General features: G+C 63.1%; 27 protein-coding genes. 24 read left to right on the top strand and 3 right to left on the bottom strand.

What is annotated here, in order from left to right:
- The first annotated feature begins 28 nt into the window (after positions 1-28).
- Together rplL and K254_RS0113335 are read left to right on the top strand one after the other, a co-directional pair.
- Positions 29-403 carry a 50S ribosomal protein L7/L12 gene (gene rplL / locus K254_RS0113340; RefSeq protein ID WP_026555787.1) on the top strand — a complete coding sequence of 125 codons (375 nt, stop codon included), beginning with the start codon at positions 29-31 and terminating at the stop codon, positions 401-403.
- A 181-nt stretch (positions 404-584) separates the two neighbouring features.
- Positions 585-1,529 (top strand): hypothetical protein, encoded by a 945-nt coding sequence (locus tag K254_RS0113335; protein WP_026555786.1) that lies wholly within the window; start codon positions 585-587, stop codon positions 1,527-1,529.
- A 48-nt stretch (positions 1,530-1,577) separates the two neighbouring features.
- On the opposite strand, the gene K254_RS0113330 is transcribed toward K254_RS0113335, so the two are convergent.
- Both K254_RS0113330 and K254_RS0113325 read right to left on the bottom strand, forming a co-directional pair.
- Positions 1,578-2,072, bottom strand: a complete 495-nt coding sequence (locus K254_RS0113330; protein ID WP_026555785.1) for an aminoacyl-tRNA deacylase — start codon at positions 2,070-2,072, stop codon at positions 1,578-1,580.
- Between the two features lie 3 nt (positions 2,073-2,075).
- Entirely contained in the window at positions 2,076-3,269 is a 1,194-nt protein-coding gene (locus K254_RS0113325) for an acetyl-CoA C-acetyltransferase (RefSeq protein ID WP_026555784.1), read from the bottom strand.
- Between the two features lie 392 nt (positions 3,270-3,661).
- On the opposite strand from K254_RS0113325, the gene rpoB reads away from it, so the two are divergent.
- The 6 genes from rpoB to tuf all read left to right on the top strand — a co-directional run bounded on the left by rpoB (position 3,662) and on the right by tuf (position 16,017).
- Positions 3,662-7,180: a DNA-directed RNA polymerase subunit beta gene (gene rpoB, locus K254_RS0113320; RefSeq protein ID WP_026555783.1), complete on the top strand. Its 3,519-nt coding sequence runs from the start codon at positions 3,662-3,664 to the stop codon at positions 7,178-7,180.
- Positions 7,181-7,321: 141 nt separating this feature from the next.
- The gene (locus tag K254_RS0113315; protein WP_026555782.1) at positions 7,322-11,224 is read left to right on the top strand and encodes a DNA-directed RNA polymerase subunit beta'; all 3,903 of its coding nucleotides are present in this window, start codon (positions 7,322-7,324) and stop codon (positions 11,222-11,224) included.
- Between the two features lie 416 nt (positions 11,225-11,640).
- Positions 11,641-12,015, top strand: coding sequence for a 30S ribosomal protein S12 (gene rpsL, locus K254_RS0113310; protein ID WP_011692814.1), 375 nt, complete (start codon positions 11,641-11,643; stop codon positions 12,013-12,015).
- 1 nt (position 12,016) lies between these two features.
- A complete protein-coding gene (gene rpsG / locus K254_RS0113305; protein WP_026555781.1) occupies positions 12,017-12,487 on the top strand; it encodes a 30S ribosomal protein S7 in 471 nt (156 codons plus the stop codon).
- A 66-nt stretch (positions 12,488-12,553) separates the two neighbouring features.
- Positions 12,554-14,668: an elongation factor G gene (gene fusA / locus K254_RS0113300; RefSeq protein ID WP_026555780.1), complete on the top strand. Its 2,115-nt coding sequence runs from the start codon at positions 12,554-12,556 to the stop codon at positions 14,666-14,668.
- 158 nt (positions 14,669-14,826) lie between these two features.
- Entirely contained in the window at positions 14,827-16,017 is a 1,191-nt protein-coding gene (gene tuf / locus K254_RS0113295; protein WP_026555779.1) for an elongation factor Tu, read from the top strand.
- A 99-nt stretch (positions 16,018-16,116) separates the two neighbouring features.
- On the opposite strand, the gene K254_RS0113290 is transcribed toward tuf, so the two are convergent.
- Entirely contained in the window at positions 16,117-17,565 is a 1,449-nt protein-coding gene (locus tag K254_RS0113290; protein ID WP_026555778.1) for a GH1 family beta-glucosidase, read from the bottom strand.
- A 487-nt stretch (positions 17,566-18,052) separates the two neighbouring features.
- Here K254_RS0113290 and rpsJ point away from each other — a divergent pair, with 487 nt between their 5' ends.
- The 16 genes from rpsJ to rplF all read left to right on the top strand — a co-directional run bounded on the left by rpsJ (position 18,053) and on the right by rplF (position 26,362).
- Entirely contained in the window at positions 18,053-18,361 is a 309-nt protein-coding gene (gene rpsJ / locus K254_RS0113285) for a 30S ribosomal protein S10 (RefSeq protein WP_003803825.1), read from the top strand.
- Positions 18,362-18,378: 17 nt separating this feature from the next.
- Positions 18,379-19,029 (top strand): 50S ribosomal protein L3, encoded by a 651-nt coding sequence (rplC, locus tag K254_RS0113280; RefSeq protein WP_026555777.1) that lies wholly within the window; start codon positions 18,379-18,381, stop codon positions 19,027-19,029.
- A 4-nt stretch (positions 19,030-19,033) separates the two neighbouring features.
- On the top strand, positions 19,034-19,867 hold the full coding sequence (gene rplD / locus K254_RS0113275; protein ID WP_026555776.1) for a 50S ribosomal protein L4, sunset domain variant: 834 nt from the start codon (positions 19,034-19,036) through the stop codon (positions 19,865-19,867).
- Positions 19,864-20,169: a 50S ribosomal protein L23 gene (gene rplW / locus K254_RS0113270; RefSeq protein WP_026555775.1), complete on the top strand. Its 306-nt coding sequence runs from the start codon at positions 19,864-19,866 to the stop codon at positions 20,167-20,169. Before rplD ends, rplW begins: the two co-directional genes overlap by 4 nt.
- A 30-nt stretch (positions 20,170-20,199) precedes the next feature.
- Positions 20,200-21,039, top strand: a complete 840-nt coding sequence (rplB, locus tag K254_RS0113265; RefSeq protein WP_026555774.1) for a 50S ribosomal protein L2 — start codon at positions 20,200-20,202, stop codon at positions 21,037-21,039.
- A 12-nt stretch (positions 21,040-21,051) separates the two neighbouring features.
- Positions 21,052-21,333 carry a 30S ribosomal protein S19 gene (gene rpsS / locus K254_RS0113260; protein ID WP_026555773.1) on the top strand — a complete coding sequence of 94 codons (282 nt, stop codon included), beginning with the start codon at positions 21,052-21,054 and terminating at the stop codon, positions 21,331-21,333.
- A gap of 38 nt (positions 21,334-21,371) precedes the next feature.
- Entirely contained in the window at positions 21,372-21,737 is a 366-nt protein-coding gene (gene rplV, locus K254_RS0113255) for a 50S ribosomal protein L22 (RefSeq protein ID WP_026555772.1), read from the top strand.
- A complete protein-coding gene (rpsC, locus tag K254_RS0113250) occupies positions 21,738-22,571 on the top strand; it encodes a 30S ribosomal protein S3 (RefSeq protein WP_026555771.1) in 834 nt (277 codons plus the stop codon). It abuts the gene before it with no gap.
- The gene (gene rplP / locus K254_RS0113245; RefSeq protein WP_026555770.1) at positions 22,572-22,988 is read left to right on the top strand and encodes a 50S ribosomal protein L16; all 417 of its coding nucleotides are present in this window, start codon (positions 22,572-22,574) and stop codon (positions 22,986-22,988) included. It begins immediately after the preceding gene.
- 2 nt (positions 22,989-22,990) lie between these two features.
- Positions 22,991-23,317, top strand: a complete 327-nt coding sequence (gene rpmC, locus K254_RS0113240) for a 50S ribosomal protein L29 (RefSeq protein ID WP_026555769.1) — start codon at positions 22,991-22,993, stop codon at positions 23,315-23,317.
- The gene (gene rpsQ / locus K254_RS0113235) at positions 23,314-23,601 is read left to right on the top strand and encodes a 30S ribosomal protein S17 (RefSeq protein ID WP_035750184.1); all 288 of its coding nucleotides are present in this window, start codon (positions 23,314-23,316) and stop codon (positions 23,599-23,601) included. The genes rpmC and rpsQ overlap by 4 nt, the downstream gene beginning before the upstream one ends.
- 435 nt (positions 23,602-24,036) lie before the next feature.
- Positions 24,037-24,405, top strand: a complete 369-nt coding sequence (gene rplN, locus K254_RS0113230; protein ID WP_005267743.1) for a 50S ribosomal protein L14 — start codon at positions 24,037-24,039, stop codon at positions 24,403-24,405.
- A gap of 3 nt (positions 24,406-24,408) precedes the next feature.
- Positions 24,409-24,768, top strand: coding sequence for a 50S ribosomal protein L24 (gene rplX, locus K254_RS0113225; RefSeq protein ID WP_026555767.1), 360 nt, complete (start codon positions 24,409-24,411; stop codon positions 24,766-24,768).
- Complete coding sequence (rplE, locus tag K254_RS0113220; protein ID WP_035750182.1) at positions 24,768-25,349, top strand: 50S ribosomal protein L5; 582 nt, start codon at positions 24,768-24,770, stop codon at positions 25,347-25,349. Before rplX ends, rplE begins: the two co-directional genes overlap by 1 nt.
- A 59-nt stretch (positions 25,350-25,408) precedes the next feature.
- Complete coding sequence (gene rpsH, locus K254_RS0113215) at positions 25,409-25,807, top strand: 30S ribosomal protein S8 (protein WP_026555765.1); 399 nt, start codon at positions 25,409-25,411, stop codon at positions 25,805-25,807.
- Positions 25,808-25,825: 18 nt separating this feature from the next.
- Positions 25,826-26,362 (top strand): 50S ribosomal protein L6, encoded by a 537-nt coding sequence (gene rplF / locus K254_RS0113210; RefSeq protein ID WP_026555764.1) that lies wholly within the window; start codon positions 25,826-25,828, stop codon positions 26,360-26,362.
- Position 26,363: the final 1 nt, after the last annotated feature.

The following is a 26,363-nucleotide window of genomic DNA, read 5'->3' as shown; positions in this document are numbered from 1 at the left end:
AGGCCAAGAAACAGAAGGAGCGCCACTCATGGCTAAGCTCACCAATGACGAGCTCATCGCAGCTTTCAAGGAACTGACCATCATCGAGCTCTCCGAGTTCGTCAAGCAGTTCGAAGAGACCTTCGAAGTTACCGCTGCTGCTGTCGCCGTTGCCGGCCCCGCCGCCGGTGCCGCTGAGGCCGAGGAAGAGAAGACCGAGTTCGACGTCATCCTCGAAGCCGCTGGCGACAAGAAGATTGCAGTCATCAAGGAGGTGCGCGCTATCACGTCCCTCGGCCTGAAGGAAGCCAAGGACGTTGTGGACTCCGCTCCCAAGGCTGTCCTCGAAGGCGTCACCAAGGAAGCTGCCGAGAAGGCAAAGGCTCAGCTCGAAGAAGCCGGCGCAACCGTTACCGTCAAGTAACTACAGCGTCTTTCTTTCGAAGAAGCCCCGCACCGTTTGGTGCGGGGCTTCTTTGCATCTGTGCGACAGCAGACGCTCTTCTGGAGCGTCAGAGCAGCGTTTGCTGTCGCACAGATGAGGTCCTCCAGGGCGGCTGTGGACAACTTCTGCGGGGAACCAGCCCGGTTGCCACAATGGACAGATGCGCCGGCCCACCCAGCTCCCGCCCCATCTGGCATCAGCCCCCTTCACCATGGCCGAAGCCCGGGACGCCGGCGTGACGCCCGGCAAGCTGCGGCACAGGGAGATCGTCCACCTCTGCCGTGGGATCGCCAGGACCGCCGACGACGGCGGCACCGACCTTGCGCTGCTGGTCCGCCCCTACAGCGTGGTCACCGGGCACTGCGCCGCATCCCACGCCACGGCCTTCGCCATTTGGGACTTTCCGGGCTTCCTGCCGCAGCACGTCGACGAAGGCATCCACATCGCGCGTCAGTACCCACATGGCATTCCGCGCCGCACCGGGGTCACAGGGCACCGGACGCATCTGCGCGGCGATGAGGTCGAATGCCTGGCCGGCCTCTGGATCACTACCCGGATCCGGACGTGGCTGGACTGCGCCCGCCGGATGAGCGTGGACGAGCTGACAGTGGTTGCCGACCACCTGCTGCGCATTCCCCGCCCGGAGTTCGAGGGCCGTTCGGAACCCTACGCCACCGTTGGCGAGTTCGCGGCGCTGTTGGAGCGGCACCGGGGCACGCCCGGCATCCGCAAGGCCCGGCTGGCGCTGGAGCAGGCGCGCGTGGGCAGCGATTCGGCGCCCGAGACAAGGCTGCGGCTCGCGCTGGTGCGTGCAGGCCTGCCAGAACCGGCGCTCAACACCGCCGTCGAGCTGGCTGGCGGCGCATCCCGGCAGCCCGACCAGTCCTTTGCGCAGTACCAGGTTGCCGTGGAGTACGAGGGTGCGGGGCATGCCGCTCCCGAGCAGGTGGCACGGGACATCGACCGCGAGGAGGATTACGCGCGGGCCGGCTGGATCCAGGTGCGCATTTCCAAGCGGCATATGGACAACGAGGCCCGGGCGGCCGTGGCCAAGGTGCGCCGGGCCCTGGCCTCCCGGGGGTGGAACCCAACTGTGCGACAGTAGATGCTGCTCTGGAGCTCCAGAGCAGCATCTACTGTCGCACAGTTGTTCCTAGGCGGGGGAGGAGATGTCCGCGACGGTGGCGCCGAGGGCGGTAATGAGGGCATCGCCGTCCACGAAGAGGCTGTAGCCGTGTTCGCCGGCCCCCATCGCCACCCTCTGCCCGACCATCGACTCGTCCGCGTACACCGGCCACGCCGTCGTGCTGCCCAGCGGCGTGATGGTGCCGCGGGCATACCCCGTCGCCGCCAGCGCCACCTCCGCCGGCGGCATGGCCAGCTTGTTGACGCCGACGACGGCGCGCAGCTTGGGCCAGGAGATCTGCCGGTCTCCCGGGATCAGGGCGAAGAGGAATTCGTCCCCCGGCCGCTTCACCACCAGGGATTTGACGATGTCAGCGGGGCGGATTCCGAGGATTCCGGCCGCCTCGGCGAGCGAGGAGGCGTTCTGCCGCGGGAAGATCTCCACCTCAAGTCCGCGGGCGGCGGCATCGGCGGCCACCCGTTCGCGTCCGGCGGGCGCGCCGGTGCCGTGTCCATGTGCCATGTCCTAGTCCCTGTACAGCAGCAGGGCCTCGCCCTGGCCGCCGCCTCCGCAGAGGGCCACCGCGGCGCGGCCGGTGCCGCGCCTCGCCAGCTCGGAGGCCGCATGCAGGGCCAGCCGGGCGCCCGAGGCACCGATGGGGTGGCCCAGGGCGATGGCGCCGCCATGGATGTTGCAGAGCACCGGATCGATGCCGAGCTCGCGCAGCGACTGCACCGCCACGGAGGCAAAGGCCTCGTTGATCTCGATGAAGTCCAGATCCTCGGTGGTCCAGCCGGCCCGCGCCAGTGCGTTCTGGATGGCATTCGCGGGCTGGGAGTGCAGCGAGTTGTCCGGGCCCGCCACCTGGCCGGGGGAGCCCAGCACGGCCAGATACTCCAAGCCGTGCTCCTCGGCGTAGGCGCGGCTGGCCAGCACCAGGGCGCTGGCGCCGTCGCTCAGCGGCGAGGAATTGCCGGCCGTGATGGTGCCGTCGGTGGTGAACGCCGGACGCAGCGGAGCAAGGGTGTCCACGGTGGTGGCCGGGCGCACGCCCTCGTCGGTGCTCAGGAGCACCGGCTCGCCCTTGCGCTGCGGCACGGAGACCGGAACGATCTCTGCCTCGAAGCGTCCGGCGGCGGCAGCGGCGGCGGCGCGCTGGTGCGAGGCCGCCGCCACCTCGTCCTGGCTGTGCCGATCGATGCCCAGCTTGATGTTGCCGCGTTCTGTGGACAGGCCCATGGAATCGCCGTCGAAGGCGTCGGTGAGCCCGTCGTGGGCCGCCACGTCCAGCACCTGGATGGAGCCGTAGGTCCAGCCCTGCCGCGAGCCGGGCAGCACATGCGGCGCGCGGGTCATTGACTCCTGGCCGCCGGCCACCACCACGGTGGCCTCGCCGCTGCGGATCAGCCGCGCGGCGTCGATCACTGCCGTCAAGCCGGACAGGCAGACCTTGTTGATGGTGACGGCGGGGATGTTCCAGCCCAGGCCCGCCCCGATGGCGGCCTGCCGTGCGGGGTTCTGCCCGGCACCGGCCTGCAGCACCTGCCCCATGATGACGGCGTCGACGGCGCTGGCCGGAACGCCGGAGCGCTCCACGGCCGCCGCGATGGCCTTGGCCCCAAGCTCGACGGCGGTGAAGGCGGAAAGCTGCCCGTTCAGGCGGCCCTGCGGGGTCCGGGCGCCGGCCAGGACCACCACCTCGGTGGATTCTGCAGTCATGGGAGTGTGCTCCTCGTTTGCGTTCGAGCGGCATCGCCTCACCGTTGAGGGCCGCTACACAAGAATCTAACAGTTCAAAGCCCCTTGTTATTTCCCTCACATCTACGCCGTTTCCACCAGCGCCGGCGCGGCATTCGATACCGCATGGAAGCCGTACTTGCACAATCGGCAACTCTGGGGTAGACAGGCGAAGCCATTTGCCTATAGAGTAGATCTTTGCGTATCCCCTCTTAACCTTCAGCCTTCATATAGCGGTAGGCTTTGCCATTCATCGTGTTGCGTCCGCCGGGCGCATTGCAGTGATGTGGCGTCCGGATTCTGCCACGAGGCAGGGTTTTGGATCAGGTTCGGGGTCGTAAGAACAAGCCTGAAGGTCTGTGGAAGGATCCCTCTTGGTCGCCTCGAGCACCTCTAATGTAAACAACGCCGAAACCGCTATCGACGCAAACAGCACCGACGGTGCCACGCGCCGCCTCTCCTTCGCCAAGATTCACGAGCCGCTTGACGTGCCGAATCTGCTGGCCCTCCAGACCGAGAGCTTTGACTGGCTCGTCGGCAACGGGCGCTGGCAGGAGCGGATGCAGACAGCCGTGGACGCAGGTGACGACAGCGTCGCCACCACCTCCGGCCTCTCTGACATCTTTGAAGAGATCTCCCCGATCGAGGACTTCCAGGGCACCATGTCCCTGTCCTTCTCGGACCCGGAGTTCGCCGACCCCAAGTACACGATGGCCGAATGCAAGGACCGCGACGCCACGTACTCGGCTCCCTTGTACGTCAAGGCCGAGTTCATGAACAACACCACTGGCGAAATCAAGCAGCAGACGGTGTTCATGGGCGACTTCCCGCTGATGACCGACAAGGGCACCTTCGTCATCAACGGCACCGAGCGTGTCGTCGTTTCCCAGCTGGTCCGTTCCCCGGGCGCCTACTTCGAGCGCACCGCCGACAAGACCAGTGACAAGGACATCTTCACCGCCAAGATCATCCCCTCCCGTGGTGCATGGTTTGAGCTGGAGATCGACAAGCGCGACCAGGTCGGCGTCCGCCTTGACCGCAAGCGCAAGCAGTCCGTCACGGTGCTGCTGAAGGCCCTCGGCTGGACCGAAGGCCAGATCCTTGAGGAGTTCGGCCAGTTCGACTCCATCCGCGCCACGCTGGAGAAGGACGCCACGTCCACCCGCGAAGACGCGTTGCTTGACATCTACCGGAAGCTGCGACCGGGCGAGCCGCCGACGGTTGAGGCCGCCGATGCGCTGCTGCACAACCTGTACTTCAACCCGAAGCGCTACGACCTGGCCAAGGTTGGCCGCTACAAGATCAACCGCAAGCTGGGCATCGACAAGCCGCTCTCGGCCGATGATGCCTCCGTGCTGGACATCGACGACATCGTCGCCATGATCAAGTTCCTGGTGACCCTGCACGCCGGTGAGAAGACCCTCAAGGGCAAGCGCGACGGTGGAGAGGTCGACCTGCGCGTCGAGGTCGATGACATCGACCACTTCGGCAACCGCCGCATCCGCGCCGTCGGCGAGCTCATCGAGAACCAGGTCCGCACGGGTCTGTCCCGCATGGAGCGCGTCGTCCGCGAGCGGATGACCACCCAGGACGTCGAGGCCATCACGCCGCAGACGCTGATCAACATCCGTCCCGTTGTGGCAGCCATCAAGGAGTTCTTCGGAACCTCCCAGCTGTCCCAGTTCATGGACCAGAACAACCCGCTGGCCGGTCTGACGCACAAGCGTCGCCTCTCCGCGCTGGGCCCGGGTGGTCTGTCCCGCGACCGTGCAGGCATGGAAGTTCGAGACGTCCACCCGTCCCACTACGGACGCATGTGCCCCATTGAAACCCCTGAAGGCCCGAACATTGGTCTGATCGGTTCGCTGGCCTCCTACGGCCGCATCAACCCGTTCGGTTTCATTGAGACGCCGTACCGCCGCGTGTCCGAGGGTGTCGTCTCCGATGAGGTCGACTACCTGACGGCAGACGACGAGGTCGAGGTTGTCATCGCCCAGGCCAACGCGCCGCTGGATGCGAACAACCACTTCGCCGAGGAAACCGTCCTCGTCCGTGCCCGTGGTGGTGGAGGCGAGCCCGTCCTGATCCCGGCCAACGAGGTCGAGTACATGGACGTCTCCCCGCGCCAGATGGTGTCTGTGGCAACCGCCCTGATCCCGTTCCTGGAGCACGATGACGCCAACCGCGCACTCATGGGTGCGAACATGCAGCGCCAGGCTGTGCCGCTGGTCCGTTCCGAGGCCCCCTTCGTGGGCACCGGCATGGAGCGCGCCGCCGCCGTCGACGCCGGTGACGTTGTCATCGCCAAGAAGGCCGGTGTGGTCACCGAGGTGTCCGCCGATCTCGTCGTCATGCTCAACGACGACGGCACGGAGACCAACTACCCGATCCACAAGTACCAGCGCTCCAACCAGGGCAACTCCTACAACCAGCGCGTTCTGGCCTCCGAGGGCCAGCGTCTGGAAGTTGGCGGCATCATCGCCGACGGTCCGGCAACGGACCAGGGCGAGCTGGCTCTGGGCAAGAACCTGCTGGTTGCGTTCATGTCCTGGGAAGGCCACAACTACGAGGATGCGATCATCCTCTCCCAGCGCATCGTGGCCGAGGACGTCCTGTCCTCGATCCACATCGAAGAGCACGAGATCGACGCCCGCGACACCAAGCTTGGTGCCGAGGAGATCACCCGGGACATCCCGAACGTCTCCGAGGAGATCCTGGCCGGCCTGGACGAGCGTGGCATCATCCACATCGGTGCCGAGGTTGAAGCCGGCGACATCCTGGTCGGAAAGGTCACCCCGAAGGGTGAAACCGAGCTGACCCCGGAGGAGCGCCTGCTCCGTGCCATCTTCGGTGAGAAGAGCCGCGAAGTCCGCGACACCTCCCTGAAGGTTCCCCACGGCGAGTCCGGCACCGTCATCGGCGTCCGCGTCTTCGACCGCGACTCCGACGACGAGCTGCCCCCGGGCGTCAACCAGCTGGTCCGCGTGTACGTGGCCAACAAGCGCAAGATCACCGATGGTGACAAGCTGGCCGGCCGCCACGGCAACAAGGGTGTCATCTCCAAGATCCTGCCGATCGAGGACATGCCGTTCCTGGCCGACGGCACCCCCGTCGACATCGTGCTGAACCCGCTGGGTGTGCCCGGTCGAATGAACGTCGGCCAGGTGCTGGAAACGCACCTCGGCTGGGTTGCCAAGACCGGTTGGAAGATCGAGGGCGAGCCGGAGTGGGTCAAGAACCTGCCGAACCTGCCCCGTGAGACCGGCCAGACCACCGTTGCCACTCCGGTGTTCGACGGCGCCCGTGAAGAGGAAATCACCGGCCTGCTGGACTCCACGAACGTGACCCGCGACGGCGATCGTCTGATCAACTCCTCCGGAAAGACCCGTCTGTTCGACGGCCGCTCCGGCGAGCCGTTCCCGGACCCGATCTCCGTGGGCTACATGTACATCCTGAAGCTCCACCACCTGGTGGACGACAAGATCCACGCCCGCTCCACCGGTCCGTACTCCATGATCACGCAGCAGCCGCTGGGTGGTAAGGCACAGTTCGGTGGCCAGCGCTTCGGTGAGATGGAAGTGTGGGCCCTGGAGGCCTACGGTGCCGCATACACCCTGCAGGAACTGCTGACGATCAAGTCCGATGACATCCATGGCCGCGTGAAGGTTTACGAAGCCATCGTCAAGGGCGAGAACATTCCGGAGCCGGGCATCCCCGAATCCTTCAAGGTTCTGATCAAGGAAATGCAGTCGCTGTGCCTGAACGTGGAGGTCCTCTCCACCGACGGTACGACGATTGAGATGCGTGATTCGGATGAGGAAGTCTTCCGGGCCGCGGAGGAGCTGGGCATCGACCTGTCACGGGCCGAGCCGAACTCCGTCGAAGAGGTCTAGCAGCGTTTCCGGTGGGCCGGCATCCCCGGCCCACCGGAACCGCTCCCTCTTACCGCAACCCGTATGCCCACTGGACCCGCTCGCCGGGACCGGGGCAGCAAGATTTCACGAATTTAGAGAATAAGAGAGAACAGGGACCATATGTCCAGCGAATCCTCCTTCGGCCTCATGCAGATTGGCCTGGCCACTGCGCAAGACATCCGCGACTGGTCGCACGGCGAAGTCAAGAAGCCGGAAACCATCAACTACCGCACGCTCAAGCCCGAGAAGGACGGCCTCTTCTGCGAGAAGATCTTCGGCCCGTCCCGCGACTGGGAATGCTACTGCGGCAAGTACAAGCGCGTCCGCTTCAAGGGCATCATCTGCGAGCGTTGTGGCGTTGAGGTCACCCGCGCCAAGGTGCGCCGCGAGCGCATGGGCCACATTGAGCTGGCCGCTCCCGTCACCCACATCTGGTACTTCAAGGGCGTTCCCTCGCGTTTGGGCTACCTGCTGGACCTGGCACCGAAGGACCTCGAGAAGGTCATCTACTTCGCTGCCTACATGATCACCAGCGTTGACGCCGATGCGCGCCACGAAGAGCTGCCGAACCTCCAGGTTGAGCACGACCTCGAGAAGAAGCAGATGGTCGACACCCGCGACTCCGACATCGCCACCGTGGCCCGCGACCTCGAAAACGAGATCGCCCGCCTCGAGGGTGAAGGTGCCAAGGCTGCCGAGAAGAAGAAGGCCCGCGACTCCGCGGACCGCCAGATGGCCAACATCCGCAAGCGCGCGGATGCCGACATCGAGCGCCTCGAGCAGGTTTGGGACCGTTTCAAGGGTCTCAAGGTTGCCGACCTCGAAGGCGACGAGGCACTCTACCGCGAACTGCGTGACCGCTACGGCATGTTCTTCGAGGGCTCCATGGGCGCCGAGGCGATCAAGAAGCGTCTGGAAAACTTCGACATGGCCGGCGAAGCCGAGCTGCTGCGCGACATCATCCAGAACGGCAAGGGCCAGCGCAAGACGCGTGCCCTGAAGCGTCTGAAGGTTGTCAACGCCTTCCTGACCACCAACAACAGCCCGCTGGGCATGGTCCTGGACGCCGTCCCGGTCATCCCGCCGGAACTGCGCCCGATGGTCCAGCTCGACGGTGGCCGTTTCGCCACCTCCGACCTGAACGATCTCTACCGCCGCGTGATCAACCGCAACAACCGTCTCAAGCGACTGCTTGACCTGGGTGCTCCGGAGATCATCGTCAACAACGAGAAGCGCATGCTGCAGGAAGCCGTTGACTCCCTGTTCGACAACGGCCGCCGCGGCCGTCCGGTCACCGGACCGGGCAACCGTCCGCTGAAGTCGCTCTCCGACATGCTCAAGGGCAAGCAGGGTCGTTTCCGCCAGAACCTGCTCGGCAAGCGCGTGGACTACTCGGGCCGTTCGGTCATCGTCGTCGGCCCGCAGCTGAAGCTGCACCAGTGCGGTCTGCCCAAGCAGATGGCTCTGGAGCTCTTCAAGCCGTTCGTGATGAAGCGCCTGGTTGACCTCAACCACGCCCAGAACATCAAGAGCGCCAAGCGCATGGTCGAGCGTTTCCGTCCCCAGGTGTGGGATGTTCTCGAAGAGATCATCACCGAACACCCGGTGCTGCTGAACCGTGCACCCACCCTGCACCGTTTGGGCATCCAGGCGTTCGAGCCCCAGCTGGTTGAAGGCAAGGCCATCCAGCTGCACCCGCTGGTTTGCGGCGCCTTCAACGCCGACTTCGACGGTGACCAGATGGCAGTGCACCTGCCGCTGAGCCCGGAGGCACAGGCCGAGGCCCGCATCCTGATGCTGTCCTCGAACAACATCCTCAAGCCCTCGGACGGCCGTCCGGTCACCCTGCCCTCGCAGGATATGATCATCGGTCTGTACCACCTGACCACCAAGCGCGTTGGTTCCGCCGGCGAAGGCCGCATGTTCTCCACCCCCGCCGAGGCCATCATGGCCCACGACGCCGGAGTCCTGCACCTGAACTCGCAGGTGAAGATCCGTCTGGACAACTTCATCCCGTACGCCGAGTGGGAAGCTCCGGAGGGCTGGGAGCCCGGCCAGCCGGCCATCGTTGCCACCTCCCTGGGCCAGGTCCTCTTCAACGAGACCCTGCCCGAGGACTACCCCTGGGTTGAGAAGGTTGCCGACAAGGGCACGCTCTCCGAGATCGTGAACGACCTCGCCGAGCGCTACCCCAAGGTTGTTGTTGCGGCGACGCTGGACAACCTGAAGAGCTCCGGCTTCTACTGGGCCACCCGCTCGGGCATCACCGTTGCCATCTCCGACATCGAGGTTCCGAAGTCGAAGCCGGCCATCCTTGAGGGCTACGAGGCCAAGGCCGCCAAGGTCCAGTCGCAGTTCGAGAAGGGTCTGATTGCAGACGACGAGCGCCGCCAGGAGCTCATCGACATCTGGAACCAGGCAACGAACGACATTGCCGACGCCATGCGCCAGTCGATGTCTGCCTCCAACACCATTAACCGGATGGTTTCCTCCGGTGCCCGTGGTAACTGGATGCAGGTTCGCCAGATCGCCGGTATCCGTGGCCTGGTGGCCAACCCGAAGGGTGAGATCATCCCTCGCCCGATCAAGTCCTCCTACCGCGAGGGCCTGTCGGTGTTGGAGTACTTCATCGCCACGCACGGTGCCCGCAAGGGTCTGGCCGATACTGCTCTGCGTACCGCCAACTCGGGTTACCTGACCCGTCGTCTGGTGGACGTGTCCCAGGACGTCATCGTTCGCGAAGACGACTGTGGCACCGAGCGCGGCCTGACGCTGCCGATCGCCGTGGCTGACGCCAATGGCGAGATGCACCTGCACGAGGAAGTCGAGAACAGCGTTTACGCCCGTACTCTGGCTACCCAGGTGGTTGACTCCAAGGGCAAGGTGCTGGCCGAGGCCGGCGCCGACGTCGGAGATGTCCTGATCGGCGAGCTCTTCGCTGCAGGCGTCACCGAGATCAAGATCCGCTCCGTACTCACCTGTGAGTCCGCCGTCGGAACCTGTGCCCTGTGCTACGGCCGCTCGCTGGCCACCGGCAAGCTTGTGGACATCGGTGAGGCCGTGGGCATCATCGCCGCACAGTCCATTGGTGAGCCCGGCACGCAGCTGACCATGCGTACCTTCCACACCGGTGGTGCTGTGTCCGCCAGCCGTGGCGAGGACATCACCCAGGGTCTGCCCCGTATCCAGGAGCTCTTCGAAGCCCGCACCCCGAAGGGTGTTGCCCCGATCGCTGAAGCGGCTGGCCGCATCACCATCGAGGAGACGGAACGCCAGATGCGTCTGGTGCTGACTCCGGACGACGGCACCGAGGAGATCGCGTACCCGGTTCTGCGCCGTGCGCGTCTGCAGGTCGCCGACGGCGAGCACGTTGAGGTTGGCCAGAAGCTGGTTGTGGGTGCTGTTGACCCCAAGCAGGTTCTGCGCATCCTCGGCCCGCGTGCCGCCCAGAAGCACCTCGTTGAGGAAGTCCAGGGCGTGTACCGCAGCCAGGGTGTAGGCATCCACGACAAGCACGTGGAAGTCATCGTCCGCCAGATGCTGCGCCGCGTCACGGTCATCGAGTCCGGTGAATCGAACCTGCTGCCCGGCGAGCTCGCCGAGCGTGGCCGTTTCGAGTCCGAGAACCGCCGCGTGGTGTCCGAGGGCAAGAAGCCGGCTTCGGGCCGCAACGAGCTCATGGGCATCACCAAGGCCTCGCTGGCCACCGAGTCGTGGCTGTCGGCCGCGTCGTTCCAGGAGACCACCCGCGTTCTGACGCAGGCGGCCATGGAAGGCAAGTCCGACCCGCTGCTGGGCCTGAAGGAAAACGTGATCATCGGTAAGCTGATCCCGGCCGGCACCGGTCTTCCGCGCTACACCAACGTCACGGTGGAGCCCACGGAAGAGGCCAAGGCCAATCTGTTCACCGGTCCGAGCGCGTTCAGCGACTTCGACTACACGAACGTCGGCTCCGACCTGGCACCCGAGTTCCACGCCATCCCCTTGGATGACTACGATCTGGGCACCAACTTCAGCGGCTAGCCTCTGAAGCACAGCACAACAGCCTGGCATTCCCCTCGCGGGGTGCCGGGCTGTTGTCGTTTCCGGGGCAGGGGAGTGGGGGAGGGGCCCAAAATCCCCGTGGTTTAAGGGTTGGGGGCTCCCCATGCTAGAGTTGCTAGTAATTGTTAGTGTGGCAGTGGATGAAAGCGTCCCCACATCTGGTGCAAATCGTGAGGTTTGCGCGGGAAAAGTGGATGCGGTTCCGGGTTGTACGGTTCTTGTACAGCGAATGCCACATTTTTGCATGCCTAAGCGCTGTGAAGTCGCTGAGTGTGCGACTACCAGTAAAGGGCTTACCCCCAGCGCCACTGCGGATGCGATTCATTGCGGACTCGGCTGGATGTCAAGGGAAAGCAACACGAGAACCATCTCGAGAAAAAACGGAGAACACGAAAGTGCCTACGATTAACCAGCTGGTCCGCAAGGGCCGGACCCCCAAGGTCAAGAAGACCAAGGCTCCCGCGCTTAACGGCAGCCCGATGCGTCGCGGCGTTTGCACGCGCGTCTACACCACCACCCCGAAGAAGCCGAACTCGGCTCTGCGCAAGGTTGCACGTGTGCGCCTCAACGGTGGCGTGGAAGTTACCGCCTACATCCCCGGTGTTGGCCACAACCTCCAGGAGCACTCCATCGTGCTCGTGCGTGGAGGTCGTGTGAAGGACCTTCCCGGTGTTCGATACAAGATCGTCCGCGGCGCACTGGATACCCAGGGCGTCAAGAACCGCAAGCAGGCTCGCAGCCGCTACGGTGCAAAGATGGAGAAGAAGTAATATGCCTCGCAAGGGTCCGGCCCCCAAGCGGCCGCTCGTTGTAGATCCCGTATACGGCTCCCCGTTGGTCACGCAGCTGATCAACAAGGTCCTCGTTGACGGCAAGAAGTCCACCGCAGAGCGCATCGTTTACGGTGCCCTCGAAGGTGCCCGCGAGAAGAGCGGCGGCGACCCCGTTGCAGCTCTGAAGAAGGCCATGGACAACATCAAGCCGAGCCTGGAAGTAAAGTCCCGCCGTGTCGGTGGCGCCACCTACCAGGTTCCCGTCGAGGTCAAGCCGGGCCGTGCAACTGCACTGGCTCTGCGCTGGCTCGTTGGCTACTCCAAGGCTCGCCGCGAGAAGACGATGACTGAGCGTCTGCGCAACGAAATCCTGGATGCTTCCAACGGTCTCGGTGCCGCTGTCAAGCGTCGCGAAGACACCCACAAGATGGCCGAGTCCAACAAGGCCTTCGCCCACTACCGCTGGTAACAGAGCCTTGGGAATGGCGGCGGCCCGCCGCCGCCATTCCCTGCCTCACCTAGATAGGGAGAAATCGTGGCACAGGACGTGCTTACCGACCTCAACAAGGTCCGCAACATCGGCATCATGGCCCACATTGACGCCGGCAAGACCACCACTACTGAGCGCATCCTGTTCTACACGGGTGTGAACCACAAGATCGGCGAGACCCACGACGGTGCCTCGACGACCGACTGGATGGAGCAGGAGAAGGAACGCGGCATCACCATCACGAGCGCCGCCGTGACCTGCTTCTGGGACAAGAACCAGATCAACATCATTGACACCCCCGGCCACGTTGACTTCACCGTTGAGGTTGAGCGCTCCCTGCGCGTCCTCGATGGCGCCGTTGCCGTGTTCGACGGCAAGGAGGGCGTTGAGCCCCAGTCCGAGACCGTGTGGCGTCAGGCTGACAAGTACGAAGTTCCCCGCATCTGCTTCGTCAACAAGATGGACAAGCTCGGTGCAGACTTCTACTTCACCGTAGACACCATCATCAACCGCCTCGGCGCCAAGCCGCTGGTTCTCCAGCTGCCCATCGGTGCTGAGAACGACTTCACCGGTGTTGTCGACCTGCTCGAGATGCGTGCACTGGTCTGGGCCGGCGACTCCAAGGGTGACGTCACCATGGGTGCCGCCTACGAAGTCCAGGAGATCCCCGCTGATCTCGTGGAGAAGGCCAAGGAATACCGCGCTGCTCTGGTGGAAACCGTTGCAGAGTCTTCCGAAGAGCTCATGGAGAAGTACCTCGAAGGTGAAGAAATCACCGTCGCGGAACTGAAGGCCGGCATCCGCAAGATGACGATCAACTCCGAGCTGTACCCGGTTCTGTGTGGCTCCGCCTTCAAGAACCGCGGTGTCCAGCCGATGCTCGACGCCGTCATCGACTTCCTGCCGTCGCCGATGGACGTGCCGCCGATGATCGGCCACGATCCCCGCGACGAGGAAATCGAGCTGACCCGCGCACCCAGCACGGAGGAGCCCTTCTCCGCTCTGGCGTTCAAGGTTGCTACGCACCCGTTCTTCGGCCAGCTGACCTTCATCCGCGTGTACTCCGGCCAGATTTCCGCTGGCACCCAGGTGGTCAACTCCACCAAGGGCAAGAAGGAGCGCATCGGCAAGCTGTTCCAGATGCACGCCAACAAGGAAATGCCTGTTGAAGAGGCATTGGCCGGCCACATCTACGCTGCCATCGGTCTGAAGGACACCACCACCGGTGACACCCTTTGCGACAGCAACGCGCAGATCGTGCTCGAGTCCATGAGCTTCCCGGAGCCCGTGATCTCGGTTGCCATCGAACCCAAGACCAAGGGTGACCAGGAGAAGCTGTCGACGGCTATCCAGAAGCTCTCCGCTGAGGACCCGACCTTCCAGGTCTCCCTCAACGAGGACACTGGCCAGACCATCATCGCCGGTATGGGCGAGCTGCACCTGGACATCTTGGTTGACCGCATGCGCCGCGAGTTCCGCGTCGAGGCAAACGTGGGCAAGCCCCAGGTTGCCTACCGCGAAACCATCAAGCGCGCCGTGGCCAAGCACGACTACACGCACAAGAAGCAGACCGGTGGTTCCGGCCAGTTCGCAAAGATCCAGATTGCGATCGAGCCCATGGACACCGCCGACGGCGCGATGTACGAGTTCGAGAACAAGGTCACTGGTGGCCGTGTTCCCCGCGAGTACATCCCCAGCGTTGACCAGGGCATCCAGTCCGCACTCAACGATGGTGTGCTGGCCGGCTACCCGGTTGTTGGCATCAAGGCCACGCTGCTTGACGGCGCGTACCACGATGTTGACTCCTCCGAAATGGCCTTCAAGATCGCCGGTCGCATGGCGTTCAAGGAAGCCGCTCGGATGGCCAACCCGGTTCTGCTCGAACCGCTGATGGACGTTGAGGTCCGCACCCCTGAGGAATACATGGGTGAAGTAATCGGTGACCTCAACTCCCGTCGTGGCCAGATGCAGTCCATGGAGGATGCCAGTGGCGTCAAGGTCATTCGTGCCCTGGTTCCGCTGTCCGGCATGTTCGGCTACATTGGCGATCTGCGTTCCAAGACCCAGGGTCGCGCAGTGTACTCGATGCAGTTCGACAGCTACGCCGAGGTCCCGAAGGCAGTAGCCGACGAGATCATCCAGAAGGCCCGCGGCGAATAGTCGCACTTATGTTTGCGCCTCTGCCGGCACTAGGCTGGCAGAGGCGCAAACTGCAGGTAATTTCACCAAATCAAAAGCCCCCAGTAGACTTGCTGCAGAATCAGTGACGAAAAGCGTCGCTGAGAGCAAGTCATCTGAACACGTTCTAGGAGGAACCCGTGGCGAAGGCAAAGTTCGAGCGGACTAAGCCGCACGTTAACATCGGCACCATCGGTCACGTTGACCATGGTAAGACCACGTTGACGGCTGCCATTTCCAAGGTACTGTACGACAAGTACCCGGCACTCAACGAGCAGCGAGACTTCGCTTCCATCGACTCGGCTCCCGAGGAGAAGCAGCGCGGTATCACGATCAACATCTCCCACGTTGAGTACCAGACCGAGAAGCGTCACTACGCACACGTTGACGCCCCCGGTCACGCTGACTACATCAAGAACATGATCACCGGTGCTGCCCAGATGGACGGCGCTATCCTGGTGGTTGCTGCTACGGATGGTCCGATGGCCCAGACCCGTGAGCACGTTCTGCTGGCCCGCCAGGTTGGTGTTCCCTACCTGCTGGTTGCCCTGAACAAGTCCGACATGGTTGACGACGAAGAGCTCCTGGACCTCGTGGAGATGGAAGTTCGCGAGCTGCTCAGCTCGCAGGGCTTCGATGGCGACGAGGCTCCGGTTGTTCGCGTTTCCGGCCTGAAGGCTCTGGAAGGCGACCCCGTCTGGGTCAAGGCCGTTGAGGACCTGATGGACGCCGTGGACGAGCACGTTCCGGACCCCATCCGCGACAAGGACAAGCCGTTCCTGATGCCGGTTGAAGATGTCTTCACCATCACCGGTCGTGGAACTGTTGTGACAGGCCGCGCCGAGCGTGGAACCCTCGCCATCAACTCCGAGGTCGAGATCGTCGGCATCCGTCCGGTCCAGAAGACCACGGTTACCGGTATCGAGATGTTCCACAAGCAGCTCGACGAGGCTTGGGCCGGCGAGAACTGTGGTCTGCTGCTCCGCGGCATCAAGCGCGAAGACGTAGAGCGTGGCCAGGTTATCGTCAAGCCGGGTTCCATCACCCCGCACACCGATTTCGAGGCCAACGTCTACATCCTGGCCAAGGATGAGGGTGGACGCCACAACCCGTTCTACTCGAACTACCGCCCGCAGTTCTACTTCCGTACGACGGATGTTACCGGCGTCATCACCCTGCCCGAGGGCACGGAAATGGTTATGCCCGGCGACAACACCGAAATGACTGTCGCGCTGATCCAGCCGATCGCCATGGAAGAGGGCCTCGGCTTCGCTATCCGTGAAGGCGGCCGCACCGTTGGTTCGGGCCGTGTCACCAAGATCATCAAGTAGCATCTGCTTCTTGTAGTTCTGTAGGAAGGCCCCCGGTTTCGACCGGGGGCTTTCTTATGCCCTCATTCATCCATCGCCTGGAGTTATTGGCGGTGCCGCTTAGGGTGTCCGGGGGCGGGAACGGATGAGCCCGCGCAGCCAGTGGTAGGAGGCCTTGGGCGTGCGCACCAGGGTGTCGAAGTCCACGTGCACCAGGCCAAAGCGCTGGGAGTAGCCGGCGGCCCACTCGAAGTTGTCCATCAGCGACCAGGCGAACCAGCCCCGCAGATCCACACCCTCGGCGCGTCCGCCGGGCTTGACGGCCTCCAGGGCACTGTGCAGATGCCGGGCCAGGAAGTCCACCCGGCGGTGGTCCTGCACCACACCGGAATCTGCCACCTCATCGGGGAAGCTGGCGCCGTTTTCGGTGATGTACACCGGTGGCAGGTGGCCGGCATAGCGGTCGCGCATCTGCTCCAGGGCCGTGCCAAAGTGTTCGGGCGCCACCGGCCAGCCAAATCCCGTCGTTGGGTATTCGGGCCAGTCGGCGAGCCGGAAGGGCAGTGCGGCCATGGCGGCCGCGATACCGTCGGGGCTTGACTCGGCACCGGACCCGGCGGCGATGCGCGTGGGGGCGTAGTAGTTCAGCCCGTAGAAATCCAGCGGCTCGCTGATCACGTCCAGATCCGTCTGGGGGGCGGCGTGCAGCGCATCCAACATGCCCGCGAGCTCCCCGGGGAGCTGTGGGTAGCGCCCCAGCAGCACCGGGTCGGCAAAGATCCTGTTGTGCACGGCGTCGAAGAGTTCCGCATACAGGACGTCCGCGGGGCTGGACGGGTCGGCCGGAGAGACGGGGGAGTGGACATTGGTGATGCCGATGCCACCGGCCACGGAGGCGGCGCGCAGTGCCTGCACGGCGAGTCCATGGGCCAGCAGCTGGTGGTGGGCCGCCGGCAGGGCGTCGAAGAGCAGTTCCTTGCCCGGGGCGTGGATGCCCAGTCCATAGCCATTGAGCGTGACGGTGGCCGGCTCATTCACCGTGACCCATTTGTCGATCCTGTCGCCCAGGGCATCGCCGACGACGGCGGCGAACTCGCCGAAGCGTTCGGCCGTCGCCCGGTTCAGCCAGCCGCCGGAGTGCTCCAGCGGCAGTGGCGTATCCCAGTGGTACAGCGTGGCCATCGGTGCGATGCCGGCGGCCAGCAGGTCATCCACCAGCCGGTCGTAGAACGCCAGGCCTGCCGCATTGGCGGGCCCGCTGCCTTCCGGCTGGATGCGCGGCCAGGCCACCGAGAACCTGTAGGCATCGACCCCCAGATCCTTCAACAGAGCAACATCCTCAGGCACCCGGTGGTAGTGGTCGCAGGCCACGTCGGCGGTGTCGCCGTTCAGGATGGACCCTGGCAGGGCCGCAAACGCATCCCAGCCGCTGGGCCCCCTGCCGCCGTCGCGCGTGCCGCCTTCGATCTGGTACGCCGCCGTGGCGGCGCCCAGCGAGAAGCCCTCCGGAAGCACCGGAACCGGCCACGGGCCCTCCGTCTGGACCGAAAGGGTGGAGTCTGCCGTCATTGCAACGCCTTTCCCTGGGGGCACCGCCGGGCTGCCCGAAGGGGCCGCCGCGGAACGCATCGAGGTGATTTTGCCCACACGCCCAGCATGCCATGGCTGTGTTCCGCGCGGGAGGGGCGTGCTGGAGGGCTGGAAAACAGGGATGCCGGGTGGGGAGGGATTCGCTTTTGACGCGGAATTCCGGCATACTAGACGAGTTGTTCAAGTGCTTCTTCGCGTCCCGGTCGAGATAATGCTCGATGCAGGGTCCAAGTTGAAGACCAAACATAACCCACCACCGCAAAACGATGGGTACGTGCGCGATCTGATCGCGACACGCCCGACCGCGGGGGTCGGAGCTTCGGCGGATTGAGGAACCCGGAAATGTCCGGATTCAGTTCGTTGGGAGCGTGGCTGAAAGTGCCACAGCTAAAGGAAAGTAAACAGCGTTTACGTCAACAGTGCTGCTAGGTATGGGCGCTATGTCAGGAAAGAGAGTCACGACGCCATGGCGGGACAAAAAATCCGCATCCGGCTGAAGTCGTATGACCACGAGGTCATTGACGTATCAGCCCGGAAGATCGTTGAGACGGTCACGCGCGCAGGCGCAACGGTAGTCGGCCCGGTGCCGCTGCCCACCGAGAAGAACGTGTACTGCGTTATCCGTTCTCCCCACAAGTACAAGGACAGCCGCGAGCACTTTGAAATGCGCACGCACAAGCGTCTGATCGACATCATCGACCCCACGCCGAAGGCTGTTGACTCGCTTATGCGCCTCGACCTGCCCGCCGACGTGAACATCGAAATCAAGCTGTAGGGGAGGCTGAGAAAACTATGACCACGACCCGTAACGTTAAGGGCATCCTGGGCACGAAGCTCGGCATGACCCAGGTTTGGGATGAGAACAACAAGCTTGTTCCCGTCACTGTCGTCCAGGCAGATTCCAACGTCATCACCCAGCTGCGCAACGCCGCTGTTGATGGATACACCGCTGTTCAGATCGGCTACGGCCAGATCGATCCTCGCAAGGTCACCAAGCCGCTGGCTGGTCACTTCGAGAAGGCTGGTGTCACCCCCCGCCGCCACGTCGTCGAGCTGCGCACTGCAGACGCCGACAACTACACCCTCGGCCAGGAGCTCTCCGTTGAGATCTTCGAAGCCGGCCAGAAGGTCGACGTCGTCGGCACTTCCAAGGGTAAGGGCTTTGCCGGTGTCATGAAGCGCCACGGCTTCCACGGTGTTGGTGCCTCCCACGGTGCCCACAAGAACCACCGCAAGCCCGGTTCCATCGGTGGCGCATCCACCCCCAGCCGCGTCTTCAAGGGTGTGCGCATGGCCGGTCGCATGGGTGGCGAACGCCACACCACGCTGAACCTCACGGTTCACGGCGTAGACGCCGAGAAGTCGCTGCTGCTCATCAAGGGTGCCGTCCCCGGCGCCCGCGGCCGGGTCGTCCTCGTACGCACCGCCGTGAAGGGAGCATAAGTAAATGGCTACTGTAAAGGTTGATCTGCCTGCTGAGATCTTCGACGTACAGACCAACGTGCCGCTGCTGCACCAGGTCGTCGTTGCCCAGCTCGCTGCTGCACGCCAGGGTACCCACAAGACCAAGACCCGCGCCGAGGTTTCCGGTGCAGGTCGCAAGCCGTTCAAGCAGAAGGGCACCGGCCGCGCCCGTCAGGGTTCCATCCGTGCTCCTCACATGACCGGCGGTGGCGTTGTCCACGGTCCGACCCCGCGTGACTACAGCCAGCGCACCCCCAAGAAGATGAAGGCTGCTGCACTGCGCGGCGCCCTGTCCGACCGGGCACGCAACGGCCGCATCCACGTTCTGGCTGAGATTGTTGCCGGCACCACGCCGTCCACCAAGGCCGCCCACGCTGCTCTGCGCTCGGTTTCCGACCGCAAGAACCTGCTGGTCGTTCTGGACCGCGCCGCCGATGTTGCAGCACTGTCTGTTCGCAACCTGCCCGAGGTACACGTGCTGTACGTCGATCAGCTGAACACCTACGACGTGCTGGTCTCCGACGACGTCATCTTCACCGAAGCTGCCTACGAGGCTTTTGTCTCCGGCACCGCTGCTGCCGAGGCTTTCGCTTCCAGCATCCTGCTTGAAGAAGACGTTGAGATCGTTGCCACCGAAGCTGCCGCAGGCACCATCAAGGGCAACAAGGACTCCATGAAGTACCACGTGCCCGGCTCCCGGTGGTATGACGCCACTGTCGCCGAGGTCTGGTTCGCAACCGTTGAGGAAGCCAAGGCCGCTGGCTTTGTTCCCGCCGGTGGCGAGTCGGCACAGACAATTGAGGAGGACGCCAAGTGAGCGCCGCCACCATCAAGGATCCGCGCGACGTCGTCATTGCACCCGTCGTTTCGGAAAAGAGCTACGGCCTGATCGACGAAGGTAAGTACACCTTCCTGGTCGACCCCCGCTCGAACAAGACCGAGATCAAGCTGGCCGTGGAGAAGATTTTCTCCGTCAAGGTCGACTCGATCAACACCATCAACCGTGCCGGTAAGCGCAAGCGCACCAAGTTCGGATGGGGACAGCGCAAGAACACCAAGCGCGCGATTGTCTCCCTCAAAGAAGGCACAATCGACATCTTCGGCGGTCCGCTTTCTTAAGCGGAGACCACTTTAACGAGGAAATATACTATGGGAATCCGTAAATACAAGCCGACAACCCCGGGCCGTCGCGGCTCGAGCGTTGCCGACTTCACTGAAATCACGCGGTCGACTCCGGAGAAGTCTCTGGTCCGTCCGCTCCCCAAAAAGGGTGGCCGTAACAACACCGGTCGTATCACGACGCGTCACAAGGGTGGTGGCCACAAGCGCCAGTACCGCCTGATTGACTTCCGTCGCCACGACAAGGATGGCGTCAACGCCCGCGTTGCTGAGATCGAATACGATCCCAACCGCACCGCGCGCATCGCACTGCTGCACTACATCGATGGCACCAAGCGTTACATCGTTGCACCGAACAAGCTCAAGCAGGGTGACTTTGTTGAGGCCGGTCCGGAAGCGGACATCAAGCCTGGCAACAACCTGCCGCTGCGCAACATCCCCGTGGGTACTGTTATCCACGCTGTGGAGCTGCGTCCCGGTGGCGGCGCCAAGATGGCCCGTTCCGCTGGTGCATCCGTCCAGCTCGTCGCCAAGGAAGGCCGTTTCGCCCAGCTGCGTCTGCCCTCCGGTGAAATCCGCAACGTTGACGTCCGCTGCCGCGCGACGATCGGCGAGGTCGGCAACGCCGAGCAGTCGAACATCAACTGGGGCAAGGCCGGCCGTATGCGCTGGAAGGGCGTTCGCCCGACCGTGCGTGGTGTGGCTATGAACCCGGTTGACCACCCGCATGGTGGTGGTGAGGGTAAGACTTCCGGTGGACGCCACCCGGTCAACCCGAACGGTAAGCCTGAGGGCCGTACCCGCCGCCCCAACAAAGAGAGCGACAAGCTTATTGTTCGTCGCCGCCGTACTGGCAAGAACAAGCGATAGGAGCCTGGACACATGCCACGCAGCCTGAAAAAGGGTCCCTTCGTTGACCAGCACCTCTTTGTCAAGGTAGCTAAGGAAAACGAAGCGGGCACCAAGAACGTCATTAAGACCTGGTCCCGCCGCTCGATGATCATCCCGGACATGCTGGGTCACACGATCGCCGTGCACGATGGCCGCAAGCACATCCCCGTGTTTGTGACCGAGTCGATGGTCGGGCACAAGCTCGGCGAATTCGCACTGACGCGGACTTTCCGCGGCCATGTCAAGGACGACCGCAAGGGCAAGCGCCGCTAGGCGCTCGCTCTTACGGCTAAGACGAGAGAAGGATAGCAATGGAAGCCAAGGCAATTGCGCGTCATATTCGCGTAACGCCTATGAAGGCCCGGCGCGTCGTCAACCTGATTCGTGGCAAGCAGGCGAATGAGGCATTGGCGATTCTGAAGTTTGCCCCCCAGGCAGCTTCGGAGCCGGTATTCAAGGTAGTTCAGTCCGCGATGGCAAACGCCCGCGTTCTGGCAGACCGCGACAGCGTCGCTTTCAGCGAAGGCGATCTGTACATCAGCGAGGCATTCGTTGATGAGGGCCCCACGATGAAGCGGTTCCAGCCGCGAGCTCAGGGTCGCGCATTCCAGATCAAGAAGCGCACCAGCCACATCACTGTGGTTGTTTCGACCCCGAAGAAAGAGGAGGCTCGCTAAGTGGGACAGAAAGTAAACCCGCACGGGTTCCGTCTCGGGATCACCACGGACCACGTCTCGCACTGGTTCGCGGACAGCAACAAGCCCGGACAGCGCTACAAGGATTTCGTCCGCGAGGACATCAAGATCCGTGCACTCATGTCCACCGGCATGGAGCGCGCTGGCATTTCCAAGGTTGAGATCGAGCGCACCCGCGACCGTGTACGTGTGGATATCCACACCGCACGTCCGGGCATCGTGATCGGCCGCCGCGGCGCCGAAGCAGACCGCATCCGCGGCGAGCTGGAGAAGCTGACCGGCAAGCAGGTCCAGCTGAACATCCTGGAAGTCAAGAACCCGGAAGCTGACGCTCAGCTCGTTGCCCAGGGCATCGCCGAGCAGCTGACTTCCCGTGTGGCCTTCCGCCGCGCGATGAAGAAGGCCATGCAGTCCGCACAGCGTGCCGGCATCAAGGGCATCCGTGTCGCTTGTGCTGGTCGTCTGGGTGGCGCTGAAATGTCCCGCACCGAGTTCTACCGCGAAGGTCGTGTGCCCCTGCACACCCTGCGCGCCAACATCGATTACGGCTTCTTCGAAGCCAAGACCGTGTTCGGCCGCATTGGTGTCAAGGTCTGGATCTACAAGGGCGATGTCACGAGCAAGGAACTGGCTGCCCAGGCAGCTGCTGCTCCTTCCCGTGGCCGCGCACCGCGCCGTGACAGCGACGACCGCGCCCCCCGTGGCGCTGCTCGTGGCGACCGCCGCCGCAACGACCGCACCGAGGCTCCGGCTGCCACTGAGGCTCCCGCAGCCGCAGAGGCTGCAGCTCCGGCAGCAGAAGGAGGACAGGCTTAAATGCTTATCCCACGTCGAGTAAAGTTCCGCAAGCAGCACCACCCGGGTCGTTCCGGTCAGGCTACTGGCGGCACCGAGGTCACCTTCGGTGAATGGGGCATCCAGGCTCTGACTCCGGCCTACGTGACCAACCGTCAGATCGAGTCCGCTCGTATCGCCATGACGCGCCACATCAAGCGTGGTGGAAAGGTGTGGATCAACATCTACCCCGACCGTCCGCTGACCAAGAAGCCTGCCGAAACCCGCATGGGTTCCGGTAAGGGTTCCCCCGAGTGGTGGGTCGCCAACGTCAAGCCGGGCCGGGTTCTCTTCGAACTCGCCGGTGTCAATGAAGAGGTAGCTCGCGAGGCCCTGCGCCTGGCAATCCACAAGCTGCCGTTGAAAGCACGCATTGTGCGTCGCGAAGGTGGTGAGTAGACATGGCAGTTGGGTCCAAGGATTTGGCGCCTGCACAGCTTGACGGATTCGACAACGAGCGTCTCGTTGAAGAACTCCGTAAGGCTAAGGAGGAGCTGTTCAACCTCCGTTTCCAGTCCGCCACCGGTCAGCTGGAAAACCATGGCCGTCTTCGTGCTGTAAAGCGCGACATCGCCCGTATCTACACCGTTCTGCGTGAGCGCGAGCTGGGCATTCGCCCGAACGTCGTTGCCGCACCGGTGGTAGAAGCGAAGTCGGATAAGAAGGCCGAAAAGGAAGCCAAGAAGGTCTCCAAGAAGGCTGAGCAGTCCGAGGAGGATGCCAAGTGAGTGACGTCGTAAACAACAACGATGCAGCCATCGTGCGCGGCGAGCGCAAGAAGCTGCGCGGCTACGTGGTCTCGGACAAGATGGACAAGACCATCGTCGTCCAGGTTGAGGACCGCGTAAAGCACGCCCTGTACGGCAAGGTCATCCGCCGTACCTCGAAGGTCAAGGTCCACGATGAGGCGAACACCGCCGGCATCGGCGACCTGGTCCTGATCAGCGAAACCCGGCCGCTCTCCGCGACCAAGCGGTGGCGCCTGGTCGAGATCCTCGAGAAGGCCAAGTAGTCTCTAGCACTGGTTTCCAGCGCTAAAGCACGCGTTGGGCCCGCTGCCGGCAACGGCAGCGGGCCCTTTGTGTGTTTAAGGAGTGAGTGTTTAACAGCACTTTGGGCGGCCTGCAACCTACCAGTGGAATCCGGACATGTCCAACCATGCTAGGATTGTGTGTTGCTGCGCCATTTCCGCCTGACCAATTTTGGTGGTGGCAGTTGGTGCGCAAGACCTCGTAAATTTCCGTGCCACTACAAACTGCCGCACGAGCTCTGGAGCACGCTCCAGTGCATTCCCCCGGGAAAGTGCGGCAAGTGGAGATGGCACGGCAATTTAGGCCCGTTCTGGCAAAATCCAGGCAGGCCGAGAGACATCCCGAACAATCCGTTCCGCAAGGCTTGTCCATAGATGGTTATGGCTAAGAACCGGCGCGACGAACAGGAGAAATAAGTGATTCAGCAGGAGTCGCGGCTTAAGGTCGCCGACAACACGGGGGCCAAGGAAATCTTGACCATCCGCGTTCTCGGTGGATCTGGGCGCCGCTACGCAGGCATCGGTGACGTCATCGTCGCCACCGTCAAGGATGCTATCCCTGGCGGAAACGTCAAGAAGGGTGACGTCGTCAAGGCTGTCATCGTTCGTACCAAGAAGGAACGCCGCCGTGCGGATGGTTCCTACATCAAGTTCGATGAGAACGCAGCAGTGATTCTCAAGAACGACGGGGACCCCCGCGGTACCCGTATCTTCGGCCCGGTTGGCCGCGAGCTTCGTGACAAGAAGTTCATGAAGATCATCTCGTTGGCTCCGGAGGTGCTGTAACTTATGGCAAAGATCAAGAAGGGTGACCTGGTTCAGGTCATCACCGGCGCCAAGGCTGAGCGCGGCGGCGACCGTGGCAAGCAGGGCAAGGTTCTGCGCGTTTTCCCCGAGACCAATCGTGTCCTGGTGGAAGGCATCAACCGCGTTACCAAGCACACCAAGGCCGGCCAGACGGAACGCGGCACCACCACTGGTGGCATCGAGACCGTTGAGGCTCCCATCCACATCTCCAACGTTGCTGTGGTGGACCCGTCCACCAAGAAGCCGACCCGCGTCGGCTACCGCACCGAGACTGTAGAGCGTGACGGCAAGCAGCGCGAAGTTCGCGTCCGCTTCGCCAAGAGCTCCGGGAAGGATCTGTAATGAGTGCTGTAACTGCAGAGAACGCTCCGAAGATCATGCCTCGCCTGAAGGCCCGCTACGCAGCGGAAATCAAGAAGACCCTGCTCGACGAATTCAACTACGAAAACGTCAACCAGGTTCCGCGCCTGGTCAAGGTTGTTGTGAACATGGGTGTTGGAGATGCCGCCAAGGACTCCAAGCTGATCGACGGCGCTGTCCGCGATCTGACCCAGATCACCGGCCAGAAGCCGCAGGTCACGAAGGCCCGCAAGTCCATCGCACAGTTCAAGCTGCGCGAAGGCATGCCGATCGGTTGCCACGCCACGCTGCGTGGAGACCGCATGTGGGAATTCGTGGATCGTCTGGTTTCGCTGGCTCTGCCGCGTATCCGTGACTTCCGTGGCCTCAACGCCCGCCAGTTCGATGGCAACGGCAACTACACCTTCGGTCTGACCGAGCAGGTTATGTTCCACGAGATCGACCAGGATTCCATCGACCGCGTTCGCGGTATGGACATCACTGTCGTCACGACTGCCAAGACCGATGACGAGGGTCGCGCGCTGCTCAAGGCGCTTGGCTTCCCGTTCAAGACCGAAGATTAATTAGCTACGTAATAGGTCCGGCCTCGCCGGAAACCGTTATGAGGAAGGGCTAGAGCCCAATGACCATGACAGATCCTGTCGCAGACATGCTTACGCGTCTGCGCAACGCAAACTCGGCATACCACGATACCGTGACCATGCCGTTCAGCAAGCTCAAGGGCCACGTCGCCGACATCCTCAAGGCTGAGGGTTACATCGCAGCCTGGAAGGTCGAAGACGCTGAGGTCGGCAAGAAGCTGACCATCGACCTGAAGTTCGGCCCGGAGCGCCAGCGTTCCATCGCCGGCATCCGCCGCATCTCCAAGCCCGGTCTGCGCGTTTACGCAAAGTCCACCAACCTGCCGCACGTGCTCGGTGGTCTGGGCATCGCCATTCTGTCGACGTCCTCCGGTCTGCTGACCGACCGTCAGGCCTCCAAGAAGGGCGTGGGTGGGGAAGTCCTCGCCTACGTCTGGTAGTAGGGAAGGGAAAGAAAAATGTCACGTATTGGACGTCTCCCCATCTCTGTGCCTGCCGGCGTTGAGGTCAAGATCGACGGCAATGTTGTCTCGGTAAAGGGCCCCAAGGGCGAGCTGGCGCACACTGTTGCCAGCCCGATCGAGGTTGCACTTGAAGAGAGCACCATCAGCGTTACCCGCCCCAACGACGAGCGCGCTTCGCGTTCGCTCCACGGCCTGACCCGCACCCTGATCTCCAACCTCATCGTTGGTGTGACCACTGGGTACGAGAAGAAGCTGGAAATCGTGGGTACCGGTTACCGTGTACAGGCCAAGGGCTCGGACCTCGAGTTCGCCCTGGGCTACAGCCACCCGGTTGCCATCAAGGCTCCGGAAGGCATCACCCTGACCGTAGAGAGCCCCACCAAGCTTTCTGTTTCGGGTATTGACAAGCAGCAGGTAGGCGAAGTTTCTGCCATCATCCGCAAGCTGCGCAAGCCCGACCCGTACAAGGGCAAGGGCATTCGCTACGCCGGCGAGATCATCCGCCGCAAGGTCGGAAAGGCTGGTAAGTAAC

Origin of the sequence: Arthrobacter sp. 35W (genome assembly GCF_000482545.1) — a bacterium.
Taxonomy (GTDB): Bacteria; Actinomycetota; Actinomycetes; order Actinomycetales; family Micrococcaceae; genus Specibacter.
The sequence above is the reverse complement of the archived record's forward strand: the minus strand, read 5'-3'. Positions and strand labels throughout refer to the sequence as shown.

What these genes read in the sequence shown, in the direction of transcription:
- rplL (WP_026555787.1), top strand. Translation starts at nt 29, where the DNA reads ATGGCTAAGCTCACCAATGACGAGCTCATCGCAGCTTTCAAGGAACTG.
- K254_RS0113335 (WP_026555786.1), top strand. Translation starts at nt 585, where the DNA reads ATGCGCCGGCCCACCCAGCTCCCGCCCCATCTGGCATCAGCCCCCTTC.
- K254_RS0113330 (WP_026555785.1), bottom strand. Translation starts at nt 2,072, where the DNA reads ATGGCACATGGACACGGCACCGGCGCGCCCGCCGGACGCGAACGGGTG.
- K254_RS0113325 (WP_026555784.1), bottom strand. Translation starts at nt 3,269, where the DNA reads ATGACTGCAGAATCCACCGAGGTGGTGGTCCTGGCCGGCGCCCGGACC.
- K254_RS0113315 (WP_026555782.1), top strand. Translation starts at nt 7,322, where the DNA reads ATGTCCAGCGAATCCTCCTTCGGCCTCATGCAGATTGGCCTGGCCACT.
- rpsG (WP_026555781.1), top strand. Translation starts at nt 12,017, where the DNA reads ATGCCTCGCAAGGGTCCGGCCCCCAAGCGGCCGCTCGTTGTAGATCCC.
- K254_RS0113290 (WP_026555778.1), bottom strand. Translation starts at nt 17,565, where the DNA reads ATGACGGCAGACTCCACCCTTTCGGTCCAGACGGAGGGCCCGTGGCCG.
- rpsJ (WP_003803825.1), top strand. Translation starts at nt 18,053, where the DNA reads ATGGCGGGACAAAAAATCCGCATCCGGCTGAAGTCGTATGACCACGAG.
- rplC (WP_026555777.1), top strand. Translation starts at nt 18,379, where the DNA reads ATGACCACGACCCGTAACGTTAAGGGCATCCTGGGCACGAAGCTCGGC.
- rplD (WP_026555776.1), top strand. Translation starts at nt 19,034, where the DNA reads ATGGCTACTGTAAAGGTTGATCTGCCTGCTGAGATCTTCGACGTACAG.
- rplB (WP_026555774.1), top strand. Translation starts at nt 20,200, where the DNA reads ATGGGAATCCGTAAATACAAGCCGACAACCCCGGGCCGTCGCGGCTCG.
- rpsS (WP_026555773.1), top strand. Translation starts at nt 21,052, where the DNA reads ATGCCACGCAGCCTGAAAAAGGGTCCCTTCGTTGACCAGCACCTCTTT.
- rplV (WP_026555772.1), top strand. Translation starts at nt 21,372, where the DNA reads ATGGAAGCCAAGGCAATTGCGCGTCATATTCGCGTAACGCCTATGAAG.
- rplP (WP_026555770.1), top strand. Translation starts at nt 22,572, where the DNA reads ATGCTTATCCCACGTCGAGTAAAGTTCCGCAAGCAGCACCACCCGGGT.
- rpmC (WP_026555769.1), top strand. Translation starts at nt 22,991, where the DNA reads ATGGCAGTTGGGTCCAAGGATTTGGCGCCTGCACAGCTTGACGGATTC.
- rplX (WP_026555767.1), top strand. Translation starts at nt 24,409, where the DNA reads ATGGCAAAGATCAAGAAGGGTGACCTGGTTCAGGTCATCACCGGCGCC.
- rplE (WP_035750182.1), top strand. Translation starts at nt 24,768, where the DNA reads ATGAGTGCTGTAACTGCAGAGAACGCTCCGAAGATCATGCCTCGCCTG.
- rpsH (WP_026555765.1), top strand. Translation starts at nt 25,409, where the DNA reads ATGACCATGACAGATCCTGTCGCAGACATGCTTACGCGTCTGCGCAAC.
- rplF (WP_026555764.1), top strand. Translation starts at nt 25,826, where the DNA reads ATGTCACGTATTGGACGTCTCCCCATCTCTGTGCCTGCCGGCGTTGAG.